We start from the raw sequence: 25,449 nt of genomic DNA, 5'->3' as shown, positions 1-25,449 counted from the left end.
CCCCCCGATCATGCCTGCTGACGACACTGCTGAGGACCAACCGTCAGGACCCGGCCCGACCACGCTGTGGCACGGCCGGTTCGCCAACGCGCCCGCAGACGCGCTGGCGGCGCTGAACGACTCGCTGCCGTTCGACAAGCGAATGTTTGCTGAGGACATCGCAGCGTCGCGCGCCCACGTCTCGATGCTGGCTGATGTTGGCCTGCTCACTGACGACGAGCACGATGGGATAGTTGCCGCGCTCGAACAGGTCGAAGCCGAGATTGCCGAGGGCGCCATGGTGTGGGCCCCGACCGACGAGGACATTCATACGGCGGTAGAGCGTCGAGCCACCGAGCTCTGCGAGGCCGCGGCAAAGATGCACACCGGCCGCAGCCGCAACGATCAAGTCGCAACCGACCTGAGACTGTGGACCCGCGGTGCCATCGACGAGCTGACTCCGTTGGTGCGCGGCTTGGCGAGCACGCTGGCCGACCGGGCGCGCAAGGCACACGATGCCGGCGTGCGGCTGCCCGGCTATACCCATTTGCAGCAGGCCCAGCCCGTTGGGCTCGCTCACCACCTGGCTGCGCACGCATGGGCCCTTCTGCGCGATGTCGAGCGGCTCGGCGAGGCGAGGATCCGAACCGACGTGTCGCCGCTCGGTGCAGGCGCGCTGGCCGGTTCGTCGCTGCCGCTCGACCCGGCCGCGACTGCGGCCGAGTTGGGATTTGCAGCAGTCTTCGAGAACTCGCTTGACGCAGTCAGTGACCGCGACTTCGTGGCCGACACGCTGTATGGCCTGGCAATGACGGGGGTGCACCTGTCACGCATCGGCGAGGAACTGGTGCTGTGGTCGAGCGCCGAATTCGGCTTTGTGACGCTTGACGACGCTTTCGCCACCGGCTCGTCGATGATGCCGCAGAAGAAGAACCCTGACGTCGCCGAGTTGGCACGTGGCAAGTCGGGACGATTGATCGGTCACCTGACCGGGTTCTTGGCGACGCTCAAGGGTCTGCCGCTCGCATACAACAAGGATCTTCAAGAAGACAAAGAGCCGCTGTTCGACGCAGTCGACACGGTGCGCCTGGTAACTGTGGCGCTCGACGGACTGCTGAGCACGGCGAGCTTCAACGCCCCTGCGATGGCTGCAGGCGCTGATGACCCGTTCGCCGCAGCGACCGATCTGGCTGAGTGGTTGGTAACCCGCGGCACACCCTTTCGCGAGGCGCATGGGGTCATTGCTGCGCTCGTGCGTGAGGCACTGTCGGACGCTGAGGAGTCTCCCAGCGCGGACCGGCTGACCGAGCTCGTAGCTGCTCATCCAGACCTGGGACCCGAGGCTGCGCAGCGGCTCGCGCCTGGGGCGGCATACCGCAGCCGCACATCGCCGGGCGCTGGCGGACCCGATTCCGTGGCCGTCCAATTGGACCGCCTCGACACCGCCCTCGCGGCCGCCGGCGGCCCGCCGGGCGGATGCTGATGGAGTCGGCGGCCTCGCCCTTGCCGCCGGAGTTCTACGAGCGACCGGCACCTGAAGTCGCGCCAGATCTGGTCGGCAAGCTGCTCGTGCACAACGACGGATCGCTTCGCGCCGGCCGCATTGTGGAAGTGGAGGCCTATTGCGGCGAAGGCGATCCTGCCGCCCACTCACGGAACGGGCGCACGGCGCGTAATGCCGCGATGTTCGGTCCGCCCGGGCGCCTGTACGTCTACCGGATCTACGGATTGCATTGGTGCGCGAACGCGGTGTGCTCCCCGGACGGAGTGGGTGACGCTGTGCTTCTGCGCGCACTTGAACCCATGGGCGGTTGCGAGCAGATGGCTGTTTGCCGGGGCGGATCCGGCAAGCGGATCGTCAGCCGGGACCTCTGTTCGGGTCCGGCGAAGCTGACCGAGGCCTTCGACATCGACGGCACTCACGACGGCTGCGACCTCACAACATCCGACGGCCTGAGCATCTGCGACGACGGTTGGTCGCCGGCAGTCCTGCGGAATGCATGCCGCATCGGCATCAGTCGTGGAACCGATTTGGCGTGGCGCTGGTTTGACGGCGGCAGTCCACACGTGAGCGTGCGATGACTGGGCGCTTCGTCCAGCGACACGAATACACCGACGCTGCGAGCGACCCGGCTGCAGCGATCGCGGTGGTCGAGAGCTTCGTCCCTCGCGACCGAGTGCAGGCAATGCACCGACGGCGCTTGCTTGACTTTGCCGCCCGTCATTCAGATGCGCTGCATCGCTCCTGCGCCGCAGGACACCTCACTGCATCCGCCTGGGTGGTGAACCATGAGGCAACCCACGGCTTGGTGCTCTTGCACGCGAAGATCGGTCGCTGGCTGCAGCCCGGTGGTCACGCCGACGGCGAGGCCTCGTTGGCCTTCGTAGCGCTGCGTGAGGCCACCGAGGAAACCGGCATTCAAGGCCTCGAGGTGTGGAGCGATCCCATCGACATCGACGTGCACATGTTCGTCAACCGCGCGCGCACTGAGCCCGATCACCTGCACTTTGACGTTCGGTTTCTCATTCGCGCACCACGAGGAGCGGTGGCACACCGCAACCACGAGTCCGAGGCTCTGCGCTGGATCACCGAGAGTCAGCTCGCCGATCCCGAACTGCGTCTCGACGCCAGCACGCGTCGGCTGGCCCGTCACGGGTTCGACTTGGCCGGTGCCGTGCGCTCACATCGCTGCTCAGCACCACCGGGACACGACGGCCCCTCGTGAGGGGCCGTGCCGGCACACGCCCGGCGGAGCGTACGTTGAGGGCGTGCGCGAGGTCTTTCGGCTGGTCGAAGACAGCGTCCTGTTCCTGTGCGGTCTGGTGGCGGGCTGGATCGCCATTACGTACCTGCCAGGGGCAGTGCTCGGAGCGGTTGCAGTGACCGTGGTGCTCGCGGTCGGTGGCCGGCTTCTGTTCAACGGCACTGTCTGGTCGTCCGGTGCGGGCTTGGTGGTGGCGGGTATCGCCGGCGCTGGGCTGTATGTGTCTGACGCCATCTCGACGCTTGGCGGTTGAGCGCACACGTTGACCGCCGAGCGCTCGAATTGCCCCCGGTAGCGTGACTGCGTGGATTTCGGCACGGTGCTGATCATCTCTGCGGTGGTGGCGGCGGTGATCATGTTGCTGGGTATCGCAGACGTCCTGCGGCTGGGAAGGGAGCGTTTCTTAGCGGCTGGACGCCGACGCACCGATTGGATCCTCTTGATCATCTTTGTCGGGCCGCCCGCCGTCCTGCTGTACGCGGCGGCCGTCCGGCCACAGCTAGTCCATCCAGATCGTTACGCCGATGATCCTGCTGAGGTGCCCCGCAGCACTGTGGCCAGCGGAAACCTGCAATGAACGCTGGCGCCGACCTCGCCATAGAGGTCGCACAGCTCCGCAAGCACTACGGCGACGTTGAGGCGGTGGCCGGTGTCGACCTGACGGTCGCGTCCGGTGAGGTCCTGGCGTTCCTCGGGCCGAACGGGGCGGGCAAGACCACCACCATCGAGATCTTGGAGGGCCTGCGGACCCGGACATCGGGTGAGGTTCGGGTGCTGGGTGTCGATCCGGCCGAGGCCACTGCGGCGTGGCGTGAGCGCATCGGCGTCGTGCTGCAAGGCGCAAAGCACGAGGGCGACTTCACAGCGTCGGAAATCGTGACGATGTGGTCTGCGTACTACCGCTCTCCGCGCCCGACCGTCGAAGTGCTCGAGAGGGTCGGGCTCTCCGATGCCGCTCGGATCCGAACCCGACGGCTGTCAGGCGGCCAGAAGCAGCGTCTGGCCGTGGCCCTGGCACTGGTCGGCGATCCAGAACTGGTCTTCCTGGACGAGCCGACGACCGGCTTCGACCCAGCCGCTCGCCGTGAGGCCTGGAACACCATCGCAGGGTTGCGAACGCTGGGCGTGACCGTGCTCCTGACCACCCACTACATGGACGAAGCGGATCACCTCGCCGATCGGATCGTGGTGATCTCCCGTGGACGCATCGTGGCGAACGGCACCGCATCCGAGTTGGCTGCCCTCGCCGCTATGGGGGCGCGCATTAGCTGGGAAGCGGCGGAACTGGAACCGAGCCGCCTGCCGGACAAGTTGCGTGAATTGCTGAACGGCGACGGCTCCTCGATGCCGCCGGGCACTGCCGCCGCAGGAGCAGCGGGCGGATTGCGCCACGAACTGGTCACCGCAGATGTGGGAGGCGTGGTGCGGGAGCTGCTGGCGGCGGCCGAAGCGGCTGGCACGCGACTGGACTCACTGGCGGTCCGGCCGCCCACGTTGGAAGACACCTACTTGGCCCTGACGGGCTCAGACTCATGAGGGGCCTTCGACAGCTCCGCAGTGAGACCTTGTTCAACTTGCTGGGCTTTTGGCGCAGCCCCGCCGCCACATTCTTCACGGTGGTGCTGCCGCTCGTTTTCCTGGTGATCTTCACGTCAATCTTTGGCAACGAGATCATGAGCTCTACCGGGGCACGTGTCGCAACGGTGTACGTCCCGGGAATCCTGGCGCTGGCACTTGTCTCGGCCAACTTCATGAACGCGGCCATCGTCACGGTCATCAAGCGCGAAAACGGAGTGCTCAAGGCCATGCGGGCGACACCGCTGCCGCCGTGGGTCTACGTGGGCGGGCAGGTCGGTTCGTCGCTGGTCCTGACAGCGCTGATGACCGTGCTGGTGATAGGCATCGGCCGGCTCGGCTACAGCGTCGAAATCCAGCTGGCCGCTCTGCCGAGCCTGTTCATCTCCCTGCTTGTGGGGGCGGCTGCGTTCTCGGCCCTGGGCTTGGCCATCACCTGCGTCTGCCCGAGCGAGCAGGCGGCGCCCGCGATCACCAACATGTGTGTGCTGCCGCTGTACTTCGTGTCCGACGTGTTCATTCCCTCGGACACAGCACCGCGCTGGATGACTCTCATCGGCGACATCTTCCCGATCAAGCACCTCGCCCATGCGCTGGGGCGCACCTTTGACCCATTCGGTGAGGGCGTGCCGATGCCGGCGTGGCGCTGGGTGATCATCGGAGCGTGGGGAGTGTTCGGAGTGCTGGTCACGGTGCGGGCCTTTCGTTGGACGCCTCGCAGCTAGCCAGACGTCGGGACCCATCGGGCGCGTGCCGGTCGTGATCTCGCTGTGACCTCATGGCGCGACCTGTCAGGCAGACTGGCGGCGTGGACATCCTGGCTGACCTCGATGCGCGCGGTCTGATCCATCAGACGACCGACCGCCGGGCGCTCGCGCAGCGTCTGGAGTCCGGCCCGATCACTGTGTACTGCGGATTCGACCCCACCGCCGCCAGCCTCCATGTGGGCAACCTCATGGGACTGCTGACGCTGCGTCGGCTGCAGCTGGGCGGGCACCGTCCGATAGCGCTCGCCGGCGGGGCGACCGGCATGGTCGGCGACCCCAGCGGGCGCTCGACTGAGCGCAACCTGCTTGATGACGACGCCCTGGCCCGCAACCTCGAAGGGATCGTGCCGCAACTACGGCAATTCCTGGACTTCGACGACCGGACCCACGCAGCGCGGCTGCTCGACAACCGCGCCTGGACTGTCGGTGTCGGCGTGCTCGACTTCCTGCGAGATGTCGGCAAGCACGTCACCGTGCAGCAGATGGTCGGAAAGGAGTCGGTCCGCAACCGACTGGACGAAGGTGATGGGCTGTCCTACACCGAGTTCAGCTACATGCTGCTGCAGGCGTACGACTACCTCTGGCTGGCCGAGAACGTCGAGTGCGAACTGCAGGTCGGCGGCTCTGATCAGTGGGGCAACATCGTGCTGGGCATCGACTTGATTCGGCGTCGGCTGGGACGCTCCGCCCACGCGCTCACCTGGCCATTGCTGGCGCGCAGTGACGGCACGAAATACGGCAAGACGGCTGGTGGCGAGACACTGTGGCTGAGCGCCGGCGCCATGAGTCCTTACCGCTTCTACCAAGCGTGGATCGGTGCTGATGATGCCGACGTGGGCAAGCTGCTGGCTCAACTCACGTTCCTCGACATCGCAGAAGTGCAGGACATCACTGCTGCGCACGAGGCCGATCCGGGCCGTCGCGAGGGCCAACGGTGCCTGGCGACCGAGATCACGCGCATCGTGCACGGAGATGCAGCTGCCACCGCTGCGGCCGGGGCCAGTGAGGTGCTGTTCGGCGGGATGGCGTCGCTGCGCGAGGTGTCGGCACCAGCGCTGGCGTTCGTGGCCGAAGAAGTCCCTTCGGGCCAGCTGCGAGTGCTCGGTGCATCCGTAGTGGACGTGCTCGTCGACGCCGAATTGGCTCACAGCCGCAGCGAAGCTCGCAGGGCGCTCGCCGAGGGCAGCGTGTACATCAACGGCGATCGCACCAGCGATCCCGACCGCCTCGTCGGGGCGAACGACCTCCTCTATGGCCGCTATGTGCTGCTGCGGCGAGGCAAGAAGCGCTGGCACGTCGCGACAGCACCCTGACAGCGCCGCGTACGAGCAAAATCTGTAGCCGAGAGTGGTTGCGGAGGTGGGTTGCCCCCTGTAGTGTCATGCCTCCTCCTCGCAGGCCGTATCACCGGCCGGAGGGGTCCGACACCTCCGGCGGCGTCCCCCGCAGCACTCTTTCGCAGAGGGCAGCGGCAGACGCCGATTGAGTGTCAGCTGTCGGCGGCTTCGCCTCAGCAGCGCTCCTTGACAACAGAACAGAGGACGAAAACGCCAGTGCGGGCGATCGGCTGCTGGATTCCAGCCGCCGGTCGAACCACACAGCCGGTCCGCGGTCTACCCAGACCGGGGACCAACTTATTCGTACCGGAGCATCAGGCTCGCCTCAGGCGGGCCGACATGCGACGGTGCACCAATTCCAGCCAGTTGTCGCAGGAGAGGGGATTTCCCCTCAGATCGCGTAACGGGCTCTTCGATCGTGCTTGCGATGTCCGGTCGCAACCGCTTCGGCGGTTGCCGCGGCATGGCAGGCCTCGATCTCGATGGAGAGTTTGATCCTGGCTCAGGACGAACGCTGGCGGCGCGCTTCATCCATGCAAGTCGAACGAACCCGAGACTTCGGTCTCAATGGGAAAGTGGCGAACGGGTGAGTAACACGTGAGAAACCTACCCCGGAGATGGGAATAGCCCAGGGAAACCTGGATTAATACCCGATACCCTGCCCGCACCACATGGTGCGTTCAGGAAATGCTCCGGTGCTCCGGGAGGGTCTCGCGGCCTATCAGCTTGTTGGTGAGGTAACGGCTCACCAAGGCATCGACGGGTAGCTGGTCTGAGAGGACGATCAGCCACACTGGGACTGAGACACGGCCCAGACTCCTACGGGAGGCAGCAGGAGGGAATATTGCGCAATGGGCGAAAGCCTGACGCAGCGACGCCGCGTGGGGGAAGAAGGCCTTCGGGTCGTAAACCCCTTTCAGCAGGGACGAAATTGACGGTACCTGCAGAAGAAGCGCCGGCCAACTACGTGCCAGCAGCCGCGGTAATACGTAGGGCGCAAGCGTTGTCCGGATTCATTGGGCGTAAAGGGCTCGTAGGCGGTTTGGTAAGTCGGGTGTGAAAACTCAGGGCTCAACTCTGAGATGCCACTCGATACTGCCATGACTAGAGTCCGGTAGAGGAGTGTAGAATTCCTGGTGTAGCGGTGAAATGCGCAGATATCAGGAGGAATACCGATAGCGAAGGCAGCACTCTGGGCCGGTACTGACGCTGAGGAGCGAAAGCGTGGGGAGCAAACAGGATTAGATACCCTGGTAGTCCACGCCGTAAACGTTGGGCACTAGGTGTGGGTTCCATCCAACGGAATCCGTGCCGTAGCTAACGCATTAAGTGCCCCGCCTGGGGAGTACGGCCGCAAGGCTAAAACTCAAAGGAATTGACGGGGGCCCGCACAAGCGGCGGAGCATGTTGCTTAATTCGAGGCAACGCGAAGAACCTTACCTGGGTTTGACATGTTGGGGACAGCCGCAGAGATGCGGTTTCCTTATGGTCCCATCACAGGTGGTGCATGGCTGTCGTCAGCTCGTGTCGTGAGATGTTGGGTTAAGTCCCGCAACGAGCGCAACCCTTGTCCTATGTTGCCAGCGCGTAAAGGCGGGGACTCATGGGAGACTGCCGGCGACAAGTCGGAGGAAGGTGGGGACGACGTCAAGTCATCATGCCCCTTATGCCCAGGGCTGCAAACATGCTACAATGGCCGGTACAAAGGGCTGCGAAACCGCGAGGTCAAGCGAATCCCAGAAAGCCGGTCTCAGTTCGGATTGGAGTCTGCAACTCGACTCCATGAAGCTGGAGTCGCTAGTAATCCCGGATCAGCAACGCCGGGGTGAATACGTTCCCGGGCCTTGTACACACCGCCCGTCACACCACGAAAGTTGGCAACACCCGAAGCCAGTGGCCCAACCCGCAAGGGGGGGAGCTGTCGAAGGTGGGGTTAGCGATTGGGGTGAAGTCGTAACAAGGTAGCCGTACCGGAAGGTGCGGCTGGATCACCTCCTTTCTAAGGAGTCACCTCCGAGACCGAGACCACTGAGGTCTCGGTTCTCAGACGGAGATTCCCAGTTGGAGCACTGGTGCTGCCTGGAACCATTTGCTGATGTTCTTCATCAGCCGGTTTCAGTCGGCTCGTCCTCTGTTCTGCTGCCAGGGAGCGCTGCGTCGCGCCATGGCGTCGCAGCTCTCTGACAACTGCATAGCGATGCACGAGCATCAAACCCTCGTCGTTAGCGACCGTTGAGTGGCACGAAATGACTGCCGCTTAGATGTGTTCAATAGCGATGGAGGGATTTTGATTCTTCGAGACTGAGTATCGATATACCAAGCTACGAAGAGCCAATGGTGAATGCCTTGGCGCCGAACACCGATGAAGGACGTGATAGGCTGCGATAAGCCACGGGGAGCCGCCGAATAGGCTTTGATCCGTGGACATCCGAATGGGGAAACCCGGCACCTTTTATAGGGTGTCACGGCTGCCTGAATCTATAGGGCAGTTCGAGGGAACGAGGGGAATTGAAACATCTCAGTACCCTGAGGAAAAGAAAGCAACAGCGATTCCCGGAGTAGCGGCGAGCGAAATGGGAACAGCCTAAACCGAGTCCGGTGGTAAAGCCTGGTGGCGTTGCCGGATCGGTGTTGTGGGACATCCCCGACCGAACACCAGATCGGTCAAGGAGTTACAAAACAAGCAGATAGCGGAACCGTACAGGAAAGGCGGGCCAAAGAGGGTGACAGCCCCGTACGCGAAATCTGTTTGTCTCCTGGGATTGCTCCCGAGTAGCGCCGGTTCCGTGAAGGCCGGCGTGAATCTGCGAGGACCACCTCGTAAGGCTAAATATGTTTCGGCGACCGATAGCGAACTAGTACCGTGAGGGAAAGGTGAAAAGTACCCCGGGAGGGGAGTGAAATAGTACCTGCAACCATTGGTTTACAAGCAGTTGAAGCGCTACCGGACATTCGTGTCCGTGCGCGACAGCGTGCCTTTTGAAGAATGAGCCAGCGAGTTACGGTGTGTGGCAAGGTTAACCAGTGATGGGAAGCCGGAGCGAAAGCGAGTCCGAATAGGGCGCACAGTCGCATGCTGTAGACCCGAAGCCGTGTGATCTATCCATGGGCAGGGTGAAGCGGAGGTAAGACTCCGTGGAGGCCCGAACCGACCTAGGTTGAAAACTGGGCGGATGACCTGTGGATAGGGGTGAAAGGCCAATCAAACACGGTGATATCTGGTTCTCCCCGAAATGCATTTTGGTGCAGCGTCGCACGTTCAGCCATGGAGGTAGAGCACTGATTGGGCTAGGGGGCCCACAAGCTTACCGACCCCAGTCAAACTCCGAATGCCATGGCTCCAGAGTGCGGCAGTGAGTCCACGGGGGATGAGCTTCGTTGGACGAGAGGGAAACAGCCCAGAACGCCGGCTAAGGCCCCTAAGTGTGTATTAAGTGGCAAACGATGTGGGATTGCCCAGACAGCCAGGAGGTTGGCTTAGAAGCAGCCACCCTTGAAAGAGTGCGTAATAGCTCACTGGTCGAGTGGTCCTGCGCGGATAATGTAACGGGGCTAAATACACCGCCGAAGCCGCGTCTTTGAATTCACCTACGGGTGGATTTGAGGGGTAGGGGAGCGTCGTGCCTGCTGCGAAGCTGGAGCGTGAGCGCCAGTGGAGCGGGTACGAGTGAGAATGCTGGCATGAGTAGCGAGAGAGGGGTGCGAATCCCCTCCGCCGTAAGCCCAAGGTTTCCTGGGGAAGGCTGGTCCTCCCAGGGTTAGTCGGGAGCTAAGGCGAGGCCGAGAGGCGTAGTCGATGCATAACCGGTTGATATTCCGGTACCACCACGTGCGCGCCCAGTCCAAAATGCGGTTGCTAAGGGGCTGTCTTCCCTTCGGGGAAAGACGAACCGACCCACCGCACCGAGGACAGCAATGAGGGGACGCAGGAGGATAGGTGAACCCAAGCGATGGTAGACTTGGGGTAAGCGAGTAGGACGGGGACCAGGTAAATCCGGGCCCCATGAAGTCTGAGACGCGATGCCGAGCCGCTACAGGCGAAGTCACTGATTCCATGCTGCCTAGAAAAGCCTCTAGCGAGTTCACGTGGTGCCCGTACCCAAACCGACACAGGTAGGCAGGTAGAGCATACTCAGGCGAACGGGAGAACTGTGGTTAAGGAACTCGGCAAATTGCATCCGTAACTTCGGGAGAAGGATGACCCCATGATGGTGACGGCACTAGCTGCTCGAGCCGGAAGGGGTGGCACAAAATGGGGGAAAGCGACTGTTTACTAAAAACACAGCAGCGTGCGAAGTCGTAAGACGATGTATACGCTGTGACGCCTGCCCGGTGCCGGAAGGTTACGGGGAACGGTTAGCTCTTCGGAGCGAAGCTGTGAACCTAAGCCCCGGTAAACGGCGGCCGTAACTATAACGGTCCTAAGGTAGCGAAATTCCTTGTCGGGTAAGTTCCGACCTGCACGAATGGCGTAACGACTTTCCCACTGTCTCAACCACAGACCCGGCGAAATTGAAGTACGAGTAAAGATGCTCGTTAGCTACAGAAGGACGGAAAGACCCCGTGGACCTTTACTATAACTTGGTATTGGGTTGTGGCACGTGTTGTGTAGGATAGGTCGGAGACTAGGAAGCGCATGCGCCAGCGTGCGTGAAGTCAACCTTGAAATACGACCCTGCTCATGTCGGAACTCTAACCTAGGACCCTCAACGGGTCTGGGAACAGTGCCAGGCGGGTAGTTTGACTGGGGCGGTCGCCTCCCAAATGGTAACGGAGGCGCCCAAAGGTTCCCTCAGACTGGTTGGCAATCAGTCGTCGAGTGCAATGGCACAAGGGAGCTTGACTGTGAGACATACAGGTCGAGCAGGTGCGAAAGCAGGGCATAGTGATCCAGCGATTGCGTGTGGAAGCGTCGTTGCTCAACGGATAAAAGGTACCCCGGGGATAACAGGCTCATCTTCCCCAAGAGTCCATATCGACGGGAAGGTTTGGCACCTCGATGTCGGCTCATCGCATCCTGGGGCTGAAGCAGGTCCCAAGGGTTGGGCTGTTCGCCCATTAAAGCGGTACGCGAGCTGGGTTTAGAACGTCGTGAGACAGTTCGGTCCCTATCCTCTGTGGCTGTAGGAGATTTGAGGAAAGCTGTCCGTAGTACGAGAGGACCCGGATGGACGCAGCTCTCGTGTGCCAGTTGTTCCGCCAGGAGCACGGCTGGTTGGCGACCTGCGGAAGGGATAAGCGCTGAAAGCATCTAAGCGCGAAGCCTGTTCCAAGATGAGATCTCCCACTGGTACAACCAGGTAAGGCCCGTGGAAGATAACCACGTTGATAGGCCGGATGTGTAAGCACAGCAATGTGTTCAGCAGACCGGTACTAATCGGCCGAGGGCTTGGTATCGATACTCAGCCTCGAGGAAGCGCACCACATTGTGCGCTGAACGTGCATCGCTTTGCAGGAGTCGCCGTGCGAGATATCTCGCACGCACTAGATCTCCGGTGGTTATGGCGGCAGGGCCACACCCGTTCCCATTCCGAACACGGAAGTTAAGCCTGCCAGCGCCGATGGTACTTGGGGGAAATTCCCCTGGGAGAGTAGGTCGCTGCCGGAACCCTGAACCCCCGTCGTGTTAGCGACGGGGGTTCTTCGCGTGCGGGGCCTAGTGGTTCGTCTGTGAAATGGTCGGGGCGCGTATGGTGGTGGCATGACTGCTGGATTTGTCGTGTCGGAGGCTGATCGTTCGTCGTTGGAGCGGGTGGCGCGTTCGGTGAGCGAGCCGTGGCGGCGGGTGCGTCCGGCGAGAGCGCTGCTGGCGTTGGCGGACGGCGGTTCGGTGCGCGGCGTTGCTCGGGCGATGGGGGCGCACCAGGACACGGTTCGCCGCTGGCGTGACCAGTTCGGGGTCTTGGGTGTGGACGGTCTGGGTGTGGTGGCGCCGGGGCGGGGCCGCAAGCCCAGCGTGCCCGCAGCGGTGACCGAGGCGATCGTGGCCGACACGCTGTGCGCCGAGCCGCCCGACGCGGCGGCGTGCTGGTCGACGCGTCAGATGGCGGCCCGTCACGGGGTGGGCAAGGACTTCGTCGCCCAGGTGTGGCGCGAGCGGGGGCTGCGCCCGTGGCTCGCCGACGTGTTCAAGGTGTCCGCCGACCCTGACTTCGAGGCCAAGCTCGCCGACGTGATCGGGCTGTACGTGGACCCGCCAGAGCGCGCTGTGGTGTTCAGCTTCGACGAGAAGACCCAGATCCAGGCGCTCGACCGCACCCAGCCGTCGCTGCCGATGCGCCCGGGCCGCAACCGCACCCTGACCCACGACTACAAGAGAAACGGCACCATCGACCTGTTCGCCGCGCTCAACGTCGCCACCGGCGAGGTCCTCACCCAGACCCGCAAGCGCCACACAGGAAACGACGTGCTCGCGTTCTTCAAGTGGATCGACCTGCACACCCCGCGCCATCTCGACGTCCACGTCATCTTGGACAACCTCTCCGCCCACAAGTCCGAGCCCGTGCGCACATGGCTCTCCCACCCCCGCCGCAAGCGCTGGCACCTGCACTTCACACCCACCAGCAGCAGCTGGGCGAACCTCGTCGAAGGCTGGTTCTCGATCCTGACCCGCAAAGCCCTCAAGACGCGAGCGTTCACATCAGTCGAACATCTCAAAGACGTCATCGAGCACTGGGCCGCGCACTGGAACCACGACCCCCAGCCGCTCACATGGACCAAGACCGCCGACCAGATCATCGCCAAAGTCAAACGAGCCCGAACCGCCCTAAACAAAACCGCGACACACCACTAGTCTCGAGGAGTGACAGAGAACCGGCGCCCGCCTCGCAAAGGCCCGCAGAGGCGCCCTGATCGCGACCGCGATCGACGGCAAGGTCCCGGTCGTGGAGGTGAGTCCGGTCGCGGTCGAAATGACCGACCCCCGAGAGACCGCCGCCCTGCCGGCCAACGTGAACAGCGTCGGTCTGGACCTCCTCGTCGAGGTGAAAAGCCGGTCGACGAGGTAGCAGAGCGAGCGGCTCGGCGGACCGATTGGGGCGGGGTTGCACGCAAGGGCGCTTCTCTGCTTCGGCCGATCCCAGGGGCCAACCGCGGGGACGCGTATGCCGCGGGGGTGCCGGACCGCCAAGATCCGCGACCTTCGGTGCCTCAGGACCCGGAGCTCGTCCAGCGTGCCGCTACGAAGACCACGAAGACACAGCCACGGCGTCGGCCGAGAGTCCGGCTGGATGTGCCCCAACTGGACCCGGCATCGGTACGAGACATGCCGGCATCCGAACGGGAGCGACTCGCGCGTCGCCTGCGCGATGCAGGAGAAGACTTTCTGGCAGAACGGTTCGGCGACGCGCTCAGCACGCTGCGACCGCTGGCGTCGAGATATGCGGCCGTCGCGGAGGTGCAGGAGCTCTACGGCCTCACGCTGTACCGCCTTGGTCGCTGGACTGCGGCGTCACACCGGCTTGAGCAATACGAGGCGCTTACCAGGGCTATCGACCAGCTGCCAGTGCTCGCGGACTGTTACCGGGCACTGGGCCGGCTCAACGACGTTCATGACGTCTGGGACCGGCTGAGGCACGCCGATCCTGACGCTGAGACGATCACCGAGGGGCGCATCGTGGCCGCTGGTGCGCTGACGGACGAAGGCCGCCCACGCGACGCCATCCGCTTGCTTGAGGCGGGTCCGTTGCGCCCTAAGCGCCCTCAGGAGCACCACCTCAGGCTGTGGTACGCGCTCGCAGATCTGTACGACCGGGCCGGGGACTTGCAGCGGGCCCGGCGCGGCTTTGCCCGGATTGCCGATGTCGAGCCCGAATTCGTTGATGTTCAGGACCGCCTGGCAGCGCTCGGCACGCACGACGCCTAGCGACAGCGCACAACTTCAAGAAATCCCCGCAGAATCAGCCTTCCGCCGTGAGCGCGCGGATAGAGTGACCCCGTCATTCGGCGAGCGCCGCCCCCAGTACCGGCCCTCAGTACCGGCGCCGCCTGATCGCGCGAGGCAAGCGACCAACATGACTACCGACATCGAGCGCCTGCTGGGCGAGCAGGCCTCCTACTTGCTGGACCACAAGTGTGAAGGCATCGGGCGGGATCTGCTCACCCTGCCCGGGCCGGACTTCGTGACCGACGTCGTAGCCTGCACCGACCGTTCACCGCAGGTCATGCGGAGCCTTCAGTCACTGTTCGACCACGGCCGCCTCGCCGGCACCGGCTATGCCTCGATCTTGCCGGTGGACCAGGGCATCGAGCACTCCGGGGCTGCTTCGTTCGCCCCCAACCCGATCTACTTCGATCCAGCTTCCATTGTGGAGTTGGCGATCGAGGGCGGCTGCAATGCAGTGGCGACCACGTTCGGCGTGCTGGGAGCGGTATCGCGCCGCTACGCGCATCGCATCCCATCCATCGTCAAGCTCAACCACAACGAGCTGCTGACGTACCCCGCAAAGTACGACCAGATCATGTTCGGTTCGGTCGCCCGGGCGCATGAGCTCGGCGCCGCTGGCGTCGGAGCCACTATCTACTTTGGCTCGGCAGAGAGCGGACGGCAGATCACTGAGGTAGCCGCTGCGTTCACCGAAGCACACCGGCTCGGCATGTTCACCGTGCTGTGGTGCTACCTCCGCAACCCAGCTATCAACCTGTCCAACGAGCCAGGCGGCGTTGACCACCATGTGTCCGCCGACGCCACCGGGCAAGCCAACCACATCGGCGTGACGATCGAGGCCGACATCATCAAGCAGAAGCTGCCCGAGAACAACGGCGCTTTCGTCTCCGTCTCGGGTTTTGGCAAGACCCACGCTGCCGTGTACGACCGGCTGACATCGGATCATCCAGTGGACCTGTGCCGCTGGCAAGTGGCCAATTGCTACATGGGACGTGTCGGGTTGATCAACTCGGGAGGAGCCAGTTCGGGCGCCACGGACCTGGCCGAGGCCGTCACCACTGCGGTCGTCAACAAGCGAGCGGGCGGCATCGGGCTGATCTCGGGACGCAAGGCCTTCCAACGGCCAATGGTCGAGGGCGTCGAGCTGCTCGGCGCCATTCAGGACGTGTATTCGGACCCGGCGGTGACCATCGCCTGACAGGTGACCCCAACCCGGCTACATCGGTGCAGCCGCGGCTAGCGTGGCGCCTGGAGCGGCCGCAATCCCCCAGGAGCCGTCTTCCCCCAGGAGGAACTGTGACCGACACCGCAGCGCGCGAATTGCCGCTGCAGGAGATCGACGAGGTCATCATCCGATTCGCCGGCGACTCCGGCGACGGCATGCAGTTGACCGGAGACCAGTTCACGAGCATCTCCGCAGCACTCGGAAACGACCTGTCGACCCTGCCGGACTTCCCTGCCGAGATCCGCGCCCCGCAGGGGACACTGGCGGGCGTCTCGGCCTTCCAGGTACGCATTTCGGACTTCGACATCACCACGCCGGGCGACGCTCCGACGGTGCTGGTAGCCATGAACCCCGCTGCGCTGAAGGCTCAGCTGCACCATCTCACGCAGGGCGGCGCGCTGATCCTCAACACCGATGCCTTCACCGACCGCAACCTCGAGAAGGCCGGCTACTCCTCCAACCCGCTCGAAGACGGCACGCTTGACGACTACCGGGCATACCCGGTGCCGATGAGCCAGATCACCCGCGACGCGGTGGTCGAGCACGGCGTCAAGCCGCGTGACGCGGAACGGTCCAAGAACTTCTTCGCGCTCGGGTTGATCTCGTGGATGTACACCCGGCCGACCGAGCCGACCATCGAGTTCATCAACACCAAGTTCCGAGGTCGCACTCAGGTCATTGACGCCAACACCTCCGCCTTCAAGGCCGGCTACAACTTCGGCGAAACCGCTGAGATCTTCGAGGCGCACTACGAGGTCAAGCCGGCCCCGCTGACACCTGGCGAGTACACCAACGTCAACGGCAACACGGCGCTGGCGTGGGGCTGCGTCGTGGCGGGTCAGCTGGCGCGCCTGCCGGTGTTCCTCGGCTCATATCCGATCACCCCGGCTTCGGACATCCTGCACGAGATGTCGCTGAAGAAGAACTTCGGCGTGCGGACCTTCCAGGCCGAAGACGAGATCGCCGCCGCGGCGTCCGCTGTGGGGGCGGCCTTCGGCGGAGCGCTGGCATTCACCGCCACGTCGGGGCCAGGCCTGGCCCTCAAGGGCGAGACGCTGAGCCTCGCAGTGAGCTTGGAGCTGCCGTTGGTGGTGCTCGACATCCAGCGCGGCGGTCCGTCCACGGGACTGCCGACCAAGCCCGAGCAAGCCGACTTGATGATGGCCATGTACGGGCGGCACTCCGAGTCGCCGCTGCCCCTAGTGGCGCCGCGCAGCCCGGCCGATTGCTTCGACATCGCGATTGAGGCGTCGCGCATCGCTCTGAAGTACCGGACGCCGGTGATCGTGCTGTCCGACGGCTTCCTGGCCAATAGCTCCGAGCCGTGGCTGCTGCCTGACGTCAGCACGCTGCCCGACATCGGGGTCGAATTCGCCACCGAATTCAACGGCACCAACGAGGACGGCGACGGCATCTACCTGCCGTACCTGCGAGATCCGCAGACCCTGGCCCGGCCGTGGGCCATCCCCGGCACGCCCGGCTTGATGCACCGTATCGGTGGCATCGAGAAGGAGGACGGCTCCGGCAACATCTCTTACGAGCCCGAGAACCATCAGCTGATGGTGGACCTGCGGCAGGCCAAGATCGACGGTGTCGACGTACCCGATGTCGAAATCGCCGGCGACGTCGATGCTGATCTGGTCGTGCTGGGTTGGGGCTCCACGTGGGGAGCCATCGACGCCGCCGCCGGACGGCTGCGGGAGGCTGGCTTCCCGGTCGCACACGTGCATCTGCGACACCTCAATCCGCTGCCGGCGAATCTTGGCGACGTGCTGCGCCGCTACCGGGCCGTGGTGTGCCCCGAGATGAATAAGGGCCAACTCTGCGATCTCGTGCGAGCGAAGTACCTGATCGATGTCGAACACATCGGAAAGATCGACGGCGTGCCCTTCACCACGGGAGAAGTGACCGCCGGGGTACGCAAGCGCCTCGAGGAGTTGGCAGCCCCATAGAAGCCGACGACGCAAATCCGCACACACGACGCACGACGCACGAATCGCAACCGGCACAAACCGGAACAATCTCCCAACGAGCACTCAGAGCACAGACAGAGGCAAACAGCACGATGACCGACACCTCTTTCCAGCCGACGACAACGCCCGCCGACTGGGCCTCCGACCAGGAGGTCCGCTGGTGCCCGGGCTGCGGCGACTACTCCATCCTCACGGCAATGAGGATGCTGATGCCGAGCCTCGGCACCGAGCCGCACAACACGGTGTTCATTTCGGGCATCGGGTGTGCCGCCCGTTTCCCGTACTACATGAACTCCTACGGCGTGCACGGCATCCACGGCCGAGCACCTGCGATCGCCACTGGCCTGGCAATGGCGCGGCCTGATCTCGACGTGTGGGTCATCGGCGGTGACGGCGACATGCTGTCGATCGGCGGCAATCACCTGATTCACGCGTTGCGTCGCAACGTCAAGATCAAGGTGCTGCTGTTCAACAACCAGATCTATGGCCTCACCAAGGGCCAGTTCAGCCCCACCAGCGAGATCGGTAAGGTCACCAAGAGTTCGCCGATGGGTTCGCTGGACGCACCGTTCAACCCGCTATCCGTGGCGCTTGGAGCTGAGGCCTCGTTTGTGGCCCGTACCCACGACATGGACCGCCAGCACATGATGGAAACGTTCCGGCGGGCGCACGAACACGAGGGCGCCGCGTTCGTGGAGGTGTTCCAGAACTGCAACGTCTTCAACGACGGCGCCTTCGAAGGTGTCACGAAGAAGCAGAATCGCGACGCCAACCTGATCCCGCTGACACATGGCGAACCCATCCGGTTCGGGGCTGATGGCGAATTCGGCGTCATTGACGAGTCAGGCTGCGCCCGAGTCATCCACTCAGCCGATGTGAGTCCTGACGAGCTGCTCACCCATGACGAGACCAAGCATGATCCGTCGACGGCGTTCATGCTGGCCCGTCTCGCACGCGGACCCTTTGAGCCGACCCCGATCGGCGTGTTCCGTGCCGTGCGGCGCAGTGAGTACGCAATGGCTTCCACGCGGCAGCTGGCCGCAGCCCAGGAAAAGCAGGGCCCCGCGGACGTCGCACAGTTGTTGCGTTCACGCGGTACTTGGTACGTCTGAGTTCCACCTCGCGCCCAGAGGCTCGCGGCGGCAAGACCGCCGTGGCTGTGTCTGAGAATTCACTTCGGCGCGCGATGGGCGCGCTGGTACTTTCGGCTGCATGAACACCGTGCGACGACGCCTCGACAACGAGTTGGTGCGCCGAGCCATGGCGCCGTCACGGGCGGCCGCGCAGGCACTCATCTCCGGTGGCCGGGTGCTCGTCAGCGGTGCAGTCGCGCAGAAGCCCTCACGGATGGTGGCGGCCGCGGAGCCAGTCGAGCTCAGCGGTGAACCTGCCCGATTCGTGTCACGCGGCGGCGACAAGCTCGATGCAGCGTTGGACGTTTTTGGGGTCCCCGTCGTTGGGAGGCACGCATTCGACGCCGGCTCTTCGACGGGTGGGTTTGTGGACTGTCTGCTACAGCGAGGCGCAGTTCAGGTTGTGGCGGCCGACGTCGGCTGGGGTCAGCTCGATGCACGTCTGCGCACCGATACCCGGGTCACGGCGCGAGAGCGCTGCAACGTGCGTCATGTGGGGGCCGCTGACATCGGCGGTGCGGCAGACATCGTGACCGCCGACCTGTCATTCATCTCGCTGCGAACGGTGATGGCGAATCTGGCGGCGTGTACCGCACCCGGTGGGGATGCGGTGCTGCTCGTCAAACCGCAGTTCGAAGCCGGCCGGCGCGAGGCCTCTCGGGGCAAGGGCGTGGTCCGCGACCCCGACGTGTGGCGGCGGGTGGTCCGCGAGGTGGCAGCGAGCGCGACCGGATGCGGCCTGGTGCCGGCAGGCGTCGCCGTCTCGCCGCTGCGAGGTGCGGCGGGCAATGTCGAGTTCTTCCTCTATTGCCGTCGCGCTGCGGACCAACCGAGCCACGTCGTCGGCGCCTCCCGAACCGCCGCCGCGTTTGACCTCGATGCCGCAATCGACGGGGCAATCCGGCACGCCGAAGGCAACCGCCACGACGGGAGAACAGATCGATGAGCGCCGTGCTGATCGTCGCCCATGCCGAGCGCGCCGACGCCGTGTCGGCCTCGAGACAGTTGGTGGACTGGCTCGAGAGTAAGGGTCACACCGTCGAGCTGGGGCGCGCAGAGGCATCGGCCATCGGTCGCAGCGATCTCGCAGCCGACGAGCCCATCGGCACGGTGCCGGATCTAGCAGTGAGCGTCGGAGGCGATGGCACCATGCTGCGCTCGTTCGATCTAGTGGCGGCCGCAGGAGTGCCGGTTCTCGGTGTCAACGTCGGCCACCTCGGCTACTTGACCGAATTCGAGCCTGCACAGCTCACCGAGACGGTCGCCGCGGCGCTCGAGGGAGCGTTGGACATATCCCAGCGGATGATGGTCAGCGCAACCGTGCGCCGGCGACCTGGCGAACATCCCGACGACCCCGACCCCCAAGATGCAGATGCGTGGACCGGTTTGAACGAAGTCGTCCTCGAGAAGCGCGATCCGGGCCACACGGTCAGGCTGGAGGTCTGGCTCGACGGCGACATGTTCGCGACCTATGCAGCAGACGGTCTCATCGTGTCCACACCAACGGGTTCCACCGCGTACAGCCTCTCTGCGGGAGGAGCCGTCGTTGCGCCGACGCATTCGTCCCTACAGGTCACGCCGGTCGCGCCGCACATGCTGTTCGATCGGTCGCTGCTGCTGCCACCCGACACCGAGATCGGCATTCGGGTGGTCAGCGAGCGGCCGGCGTTGGCCGCAGTGGATGGGCGTTCGGCCACGATGCTGCAGACAGGTGACAAGCTCGTGGTGACGCGCGCCCCATACGAGGCACAGTTCGTCACCGCCGGGGGAGACAGCTTCCATCGCGTGCTGAAGCACAAATTCGGCCTCAAGGATCGCTGAGATTGCGTCGATGAGCGAGCGACGAATGCCCTGCCAGCGGCAGCCACCGGACCCCTGCGGTCGGCCGGAAGGCGGCAGGAGCTGCTGATGCTTGCAGAGCTGGCGGTGCGCAATCTCGGGGTAATCGAGCGAGCCAGCCTGGTGCTCGGCGCGGGAATGACAGCATTGACCGGCGAGACGGGAGCCGGCAAGACGCTCGTCGTGCATGCGGTCCAGCTGCTCGTGGGCGGGCGAGCTGATCCTGCGATGGTGCGGGCAGGCGCGACCGAAGCAGTCGTCGAAGGCAGATTCGTGAACCCCGATGGCAGCGAACTCGTGCTGCGCCGCGTGATCCCGGCCGCAGGCCGCAGCCGTGCCTACATGGACGGCACCATGGCTTCGGCACCGGAGCTCGCCGAGCTGGGAGCCGGGCTCATCGACTTGCACGGGCAGCACCAGCACCAGTCGTTGCTGCGGCCGCGCACTCAGCGTGAGGCGCTGGACCGCTGGGGCGGCGTGGACCTGCATCCATTGGCGGCAGCACGTGAGGAGCTGCGGGCGCTGGCTGGCAACCTGGCAGCGCTCGGCGGCGATGCACGTGCCAGGGCACAGGAGATCGATCTCCTTCGGTATCAGGTCGACGAGATTGCCGCCGCGCAGCTGGAGAACCCCGACGAGCTGGAACGGATCGCGGAGCGCGAAGACCTGCTGGCGGATGCGACATCTCACCTCGGGGAGGGGCACGCGGCCCGCCAGGCACTCGCCGGTGACGACGGCGTCATCGACAAGCTGGGCAGCGCTTTGGCCGCGCTGGGTGCCCGGAAGGCGTTTGCCCCCCTGAGCGAGCGACTCGGGGCCGCGGCCGCGGAGCTGGACGACACCGTGGCGCAGCTTCGGAGCGTGCTCGAGACGATCGAAGACGATCCCCAGGCGTTGGCCGATGTCCGCGCACGGCACCAACTGCTGCGTGAGTTGACGCGCAAGTACGGCGACACACTCGCTGAGGTGATGTCGTTCGGCGCCCGCGCTGCCGAGCGCCTCTCGCAGCTGGAGCGCCACGAGGAGCTGGCGATCGAACTGGAGTCGGGCATCATCGCAGCGCAGCGCCACCTGGACCGCGAGGCACAGGCCGTCGCTGCAGTTCGCCGAGCGGCTGCTCCGGGGCTGGCTGCCGCCGTGACCGAGCACCTGGCGTCGCTGGCGCTGCCGGGTGGCACGCTGGAAGTCGGCGTATCGGGCGACCCGCCGAGCGACGGCGTCGAGCTGTGCTTCAGCGCGAACCGGGGCACTCCGCCCGGCCCGCTGTCCAAGGTGGCCTCCTGCCGAGCGACGGCGTCGAGCTGTGCTTCAGCGCGAACCGGGGCACTCCGCCCGGCCCGCTGTCCAAGGTGGCCTCCGGCGGCGAGCTAGCACGGGTGATGCTGGCCTTGCGGCTGGTCTTGACCAATGGTCCGCCGACACTGGTGTTCGACGAGGTCGACGCCGGCATCGGCGGTGAGACGGCGCTGGCCGTCGGTCAAGCGCTGGCCTCGCTGACCAAGAACCACCAGGTGCTGGTGGTGACCCATCTCCCTCAGGTAGCGGCATCTGCGCATCACCACGTGGCCGTGCGCAAGACCGACGACGGCGCAACAGTCGCGTCGGACCTGGTCGCGGTCACCGGCACCGAACGTGTGAGCGAGTTGGCGCGGATGCTTGCGGGTCAGCCCCACTGGGCAAGCGGCCGCCAGCACGCAAGCGAACTGCTCGACAATGCCGCTGCGAAGCGACCGGCGCTCGATGGAACGCAGCCGGACATCGACGCAGCGACGGCTGAGCTCGCCGACGAAGGGGACGCAGCGGTGGTTGCTGAGCCAGCGCGTAGCGGCGCAATCCCGTGAGCTTGTCCCGCGAGGGAGAGACGGCTCGCCGCCGGCGTGTGCGGCGCCGCCGAAACGGTGCCAACTCTGCGTTGGCGGGCCTGTGCCGGGTGGACCGCCGCACAAAGAATCTGCTCCGACGCTTGGAACGAGGCGAAATAGCAGTCATCCACCACGCAGATCTCGATCGGGTCGCCGCCGATGGGCTCCTCGCAGCCGGGGCGGCGGCCGTGGTCAACGCTGTGCCGACGATGAGCGGCCGGTACCCGGCGCTCGGCGGCCTCACGCTCGCTCAGGCCGGGGTGCCCGTGCTGGAGGACATCGGCGAGGCCGCATTCAAGGCGTTGGGAGAGGGCGACGAGATCGCAATTGCCGGCGACGAGGTCCTGCGCGACGGCGAGGTGATCGGGACCGGTTACCGCCGCGACGCCGAGTACTTCGAGCATGTGCTCGAATCGGCGCGCATTGCGGTGCGCAGCGAATTGGGGAGCTTCGCCCGCAACACGCTTGAGTACCTCGAAAAGGAGCCGCAGATCCTCACCGAGGAATTGGACATCCCTCCGCTGCGACACGAGCTGCGCCGCCGCCACGTGCTGGTGGTGGTGCGCGGCATCGACTACCGCGAAGATCTCGCGGCACTTCGGCGCTCGGGCTATATGTCGGACATGCGGCCGGTGCTCATCGGTGTGGACGGAGGGGCGGATGCGCTCCTCGAAGCAGGGTTCGTGCCGCACATCATCATCGGCGACTTCGACTCAGTCTCGCCGCGGGCGCTGGTCTGCGGGGCGCAGCTCATCGTGCATGGCTATCCCGAGGGGGGCGCGCCGGGTGCGCGACGCCTTGATGATGCAGGCCTGAGCTATGACGTCATTTCTGCGCCCGGTACCAGCGAGGACGTCGCATTGCGACTGGCATTTGAGCAGCGCGCAGAGCAGATTGTGGAGGTCGGGTCCCACACCTCAATGGTCGATTTCTTCGACAAGGGCCGCCGCGGCATGGCATCCACCTTCCTCACCCGGATGCAGGTGTCCTCGGCACTCGTGGATGCAAAGGGTGTGAGCCGTCTGTACCGCACCCAAGTGCGCAAGCGCGACATGGCGATGCTGATCGTCTCGGCGCTGGTCACTATCGGCGTCATTGCCGCAGTGACCGAGCCAGGCCGGCTTCTGCTGCGCACGCTGTGGATCAACATGGGTCTCTGAATGGTCAACCTCCGCTACCACATCGTGTCCATCGCGGCCGTCTTCCTGGCCTTGGCAATCGGCCTGGCGCTGGGCTCGACGTTTGTGGACTCAGTGTTGGTCAGCAATCTGGAATCCCGGGTGGACCAGCTTCAAGCCGACACTGAGGAGGCGATCGACAGGCGTTCCGAAGCCGAGGCGGCGCTTGACGAGGCTGAGGCGGCGCGTTCCGAAGCGCTTGCGAGCGTCGACGCCGCGCGGTCCGAACGGTTCGAGGTCGAGGATCTGGTCCGCCCATACCTTCCGCAAGGGCGTTTGAGCGGCACGACAACGCTGATCGTTGCACCCGAGAGCACCGACACCGACGTGGTCGTCGCCATCAGAGCCCGCTTGGCAGCAACCGATACACAACTCGGCGGTGTGCTGTGGCTCAGCGACGATCTGCGCCTCTATGACCCCGAAGTGCGCCAACGAATTGCTGAAGCGTTCTCGCTCGCAGGCGACAGCCGCAACGCGGTACGCAGGGCGTTGCGCTTCTTGGTGCCCCAGGCGCTCCTGCAGCCATCGGAGGCGGGTTCGAGCCGAGCACTCAATGCCGACGTCAACGCGATCACCGACGCCGGTGCACTCGACGGCTTCTCGCGCGGCTTCCTGTTGGCCCCTCGGACGCGCACGGCGCTCACACTGCTTCGCGACTTGGGCTTGGTCACCCACGACGGCACCGGTGCAGTCGCGTTGCACCTGCTCGGCGGGGAGGGACTGCGCCTTGTGGTGGTGACCGATGCAGCTGCAGCAGGGCTGAACGAGGACTTCGTGTTCGACCTTTTGACGGTCATCGCTGACGACGGATATTCGGGCAGCGGCGTGATTGTCGAGGTGCCCGCCCGCGACGCCGCAGGCATCGGATACGGCGCTGTGCTCGAAAGGGTTCGGTCAGACCCACTGCTCGCCGCCTCGTTCTCGAGCGTCGACGGCGTGGACACCTTCTCGGGCGATCTGGCGCTGCTCGTGGCGCTCGAGGATCTGCCCGAGATCCGTCACTTCTCCTCGGCCGATCCCGAGCACGGATTGGGCCCGTCATGACACACGCCGTGGCAATCGTGCCTGCATACGACCGGGCCGACACGGTGGGGGCCACGGTGACGGCGCTGCGGACCGTGCCAGATGTGCTCGATGTCATCGTGGTCGACGACGGGTCGTCCGATCGCACAGCCGCGGTTGCGGCCGCCGCAGGGGCGCGCGTCATTGAGCTTGCGCGCAATCGCGGCAAGGGGGCCGCGATTGCAGCGGGCGTCGCCGCCTCAGGTGCCCCGGACGCGTACTTGCTCATCGATGCCGATCTGGGTCGCACCGCCGCGTTGGCCGGCGAACTGCTGCGACCGGTTGCGCTGGGGGCGGCCGATATGACGATCGCCGCATTCGATTCCCCCCCTGGCGGGGGCGGGTTCGGATTCGTCAAGGGCTTCGCGGCGCGCGTCCTGCGTGCCGAGACCGGGCTGACGCTGGCTGAGCCCTTGTCGGGCCAGCGCGCCCTGCGGGGTCCGCTGCTGCGCTCGCTGGAGCTCGCCGACGGATTCGGTCTCGAGATTGGCCTGACGCTCGATGCGGCCTCACGCGGGGCTTCCATCAGCGAGATCGAGGTCGGATTCTCCCATCGGCCGTCCGGGCGTGACCTCAGCGGCTTTGCTCACCGGGCAAGAATCGGCCGGCACGTGTACCGCGCCGCGGCCTCCCGCATCGGGGGCCCGAAGACGATCTATCTCTTGTTCGCATCGCTCGTTAGCCGTGCGCTGTCGTCACGTCGACCAGCGTCTCGGAAGCGAGGGCGGGACGTGCATGCGGCGCTGAGGCGACTGCGATTGTGGCGGCCGTCGTGGCCACAATCGCGCTTGGGATTGCCGCAACGGCTGCGGTCCCGCCTCAAGTCACGGCGACGCCGCACCTCGAGCGAACCGTGAGGCCTCGGCGTC

At 64.9% G+C, this 25,449-nt stretch carries 20 protein-coding genes and 3 rRNA genes; all 23 read left to right on the top strand.

The features are described from left to right. The first annotated feature begins 10 nt into the window (after positions 1-10). Positions 11-1,462, top strand: coding sequence for an argininosuccinate lyase (gene argH / locus ACOOHB_RS07570; protein ID WP_420444181.1), 1,452 nt, complete (start codon positions 11-13; stop codon positions 1,460-1,462). Continuing rightward, on the top strand, positions 1,462-2,061 hold the full coding sequence (locus ACOOHB_RS07565) for a DNA-3-methyladenine glycosylase (RefSeq protein WP_420444180.1): 600 nt from the start codon (positions 1,462-1,464) through the stop codon (positions 2,059-2,061). Before argH ends, ACOOHB_RS07565 begins: the two co-directional genes overlap by 1 nt. Next, positions 2,058-2,705, top strand: a complete 648-nt coding sequence (locus ACOOHB_RS07560; RefSeq protein ID WP_420444179.1) for an NUDIX hydrolase — start codon at positions 2,058-2,060, stop codon at positions 2,703-2,705. Before ACOOHB_RS07565 ends, ACOOHB_RS07560 begins: the two co-directional genes overlap by 4 nt. Before the next feature lie 43 nt (positions 2,706-2,748). Next, positions 2,749-2,997 carry a hypothetical protein gene (locus ACOOHB_RS07555; RefSeq protein ID WP_420444178.1) on the top strand — a complete coding sequence of 83 codons (249 nt, stop codon included), beginning with the start codon at positions 2,749-2,751 and terminating at the stop codon, positions 2,995-2,997. Positions 2,998-3,048: 51 nt separating this feature from the next. Further along, positions 3,049-3,321, top strand: coding sequence for a hypothetical protein (locus ACOOHB_RS07550; protein ID WP_420444177.1), 273 nt, complete (start codon positions 3,049-3,051; stop codon positions 3,319-3,321). Next, entirely contained in the window at positions 3,318-4,280 is a 963-nt protein-coding gene (locus tag ACOOHB_RS07545; RefSeq protein WP_420444176.1) for an ABC transporter ATP-binding protein, read from the top strand. Before ACOOHB_RS07550 ends, ACOOHB_RS07545 begins: the two co-directional genes overlap by 4 nt. Beyond that, positions 4,277-5,044, top strand: coding sequence for an ABC transporter permease (locus ACOOHB_RS07540; RefSeq protein ID WP_420444175.1), 768 nt, complete (start codon positions 4,277-4,279; stop codon positions 5,042-5,044). Before ACOOHB_RS07545 ends, ACOOHB_RS07540 begins: the two co-directional genes overlap by 4 nt. 83 nt (positions 5,045-5,127) lie before the next feature. Beyond that, positions 5,128-6,399 (top strand): tyrosine--tRNA ligase, encoded by a 1,272-nt coding sequence (tyrS, locus tag ACOOHB_RS07535; protein WP_420444174.1) that lies wholly within the window; start codon positions 5,128-5,130, stop codon positions 6,397-6,399. Positions 6,400-6,902: 503 nt separating this feature from the next. Beyond that, positions 6,903-8,422, top strand: a 16S ribosomal RNA gene (locus ACOOHB_RS07530). A 315-nt stretch (positions 8,423-8,737) separates the two neighbouring features. Further along, a 23S ribosomal RNA gene (locus ACOOHB_RS07525) occupies positions 8,738-11,820 on the top strand. A 94-nt stretch (positions 11,821-11,914) separates the two neighbouring features. Continuing rightward, positions 11,915-12,031 (top strand): 5S ribosomal RNA (gene rrf, locus ACOOHB_RS07520). The 16S, 23S and 5S rRNA genes sit together here, the layout of an rRNA operon. A gap of 93 nt (positions 12,032-12,124) precedes the next feature. Beyond that, a complete protein-coding gene (locus ACOOHB_RS07515) occupies positions 12,125-13,216 on the top strand; it encodes an IS630 family transposase (RefSeq protein ID WP_420444154.1) in 1,092 nt (363 codons plus the stop codon). Between the two features lie 471 nt (positions 13,217-13,687). Further along, positions 13,688-14,287, top strand: coding sequence for a hypothetical protein (locus ACOOHB_RS07510; protein WP_420444173.1), 600 nt, complete (start codon positions 13,688-13,690; stop codon positions 14,285-14,287). A 148-nt stretch (positions 14,288-14,435) separates the two neighbouring features. After that, positions 14,436-15,506 (top strand): class I fructose-bisphosphate aldolase, encoded by a 1,071-nt coding sequence (locus ACOOHB_RS07505; RefSeq protein WP_420444172.1) that lies wholly within the window; start codon positions 14,436-14,438, stop codon positions 15,504-15,506. Between the two features lie 50 nt (positions 15,507-15,556). Further along, entirely contained in the window at positions 15,557-17,485 is a 1,929-nt protein-coding gene (locus ACOOHB_RS07500; protein ID WP_420444681.1) for a 2-oxoacid:acceptor oxidoreductase subunit alpha, read from the top strand. A 113-nt stretch (positions 17,486-17,598) separates the two neighbouring features. Further along, positions 17,599-18,618, top strand: coding sequence for a 2-oxoacid:ferredoxin oxidoreductase subunit beta (locus tag ACOOHB_RS07495; protein WP_420444171.1), 1,020 nt, complete (start codon positions 17,599-17,601; stop codon positions 18,616-18,618). 100 nt (positions 18,619-18,718) lie between these two features. Continuing rightward, on the top strand, positions 18,719-19,585 hold the full coding sequence (locus ACOOHB_RS07490; protein ID WP_420444170.1) for a TlyA family RNA methyltransferase: 867 nt from the start codon (positions 18,719-18,721) through the stop codon (positions 19,583-19,585). Next, positions 19,582-20,460 carry an NAD(+)/NADH kinase gene (locus ACOOHB_RS07485; RefSeq protein ID WP_420444169.1) on the top strand — a complete coding sequence of 293 codons (879 nt, stop codon included), beginning with the start codon at positions 19,582-19,584 and terminating at the stop codon, positions 20,458-20,460. The genes ACOOHB_RS07490 and ACOOHB_RS07485 overlap by 4 nt, the downstream gene beginning before the upstream one ends. Positions 20,461-20,547: 87 nt before the next feature. Continuing rightward, positions 20,548-21,849: a DNA repair protein RecN gene (locus ACOOHB_RS07480; RefSeq protein ID WP_420444168.1), complete on the top strand. Its 1,302-nt coding sequence runs from the start codon at positions 20,548-20,550 to the stop codon at positions 21,847-21,849. Further along, positions 21,828-22,319, top strand: coding sequence for a hypothetical protein (locus tag ACOOHB_RS07475; RefSeq protein ID WP_420444167.1), 492 nt, complete (start codon positions 21,828-21,830; stop codon positions 22,317-22,319). The genes ACOOHB_RS07480 and ACOOHB_RS07475 overlap by 22 nt, the downstream gene beginning before the upstream one ends. Then, entirely contained in the window at positions 22,316-23,500 is a 1,185-nt protein-coding gene (gene steA, locus ACOOHB_RS07470; RefSeq protein WP_420444166.1) for a putative cytokinetic ring protein SteA, read from the top strand. The genes ACOOHB_RS07475 and steA overlap by 4 nt, the downstream gene beginning before the upstream one ends. Continuing rightward, complete coding sequence (locus ACOOHB_RS07465) at positions 23,501-24,562, top strand: copper transporter (protein ID WP_420444165.1); 1,062 nt, start codon at positions 23,501-23,503, stop codon at positions 24,560-24,562. It abuts the gene before it with no gap. Then, the gene (locus tag ACOOHB_RS07460) at positions 24,559-25,437 is read left to right on the top strand and encodes a glycosyltransferase (RefSeq protein WP_420444164.1); all 879 of its coding nucleotides are present in this window, start codon (positions 24,559-24,561) and stop codon (positions 25,435-25,437) included. The genes ACOOHB_RS07465 and ACOOHB_RS07460 overlap by 4 nt, the downstream gene beginning before the upstream one ends. Positions 25,438-25,449: the final 12 nt, after the last annotated feature.

The organism is Candidatus Poriferisodalis sp. (assembly GCF_965215815.1).
GTDB lineage: Bacteria > Actinomycetota > Acidimicrobiia > Acidimicrobiales > Poriferisodalaceae > Poriferisodalis.
This window is presented reverse-complemented; position numbering and strand designations above follow the sequence as displayed.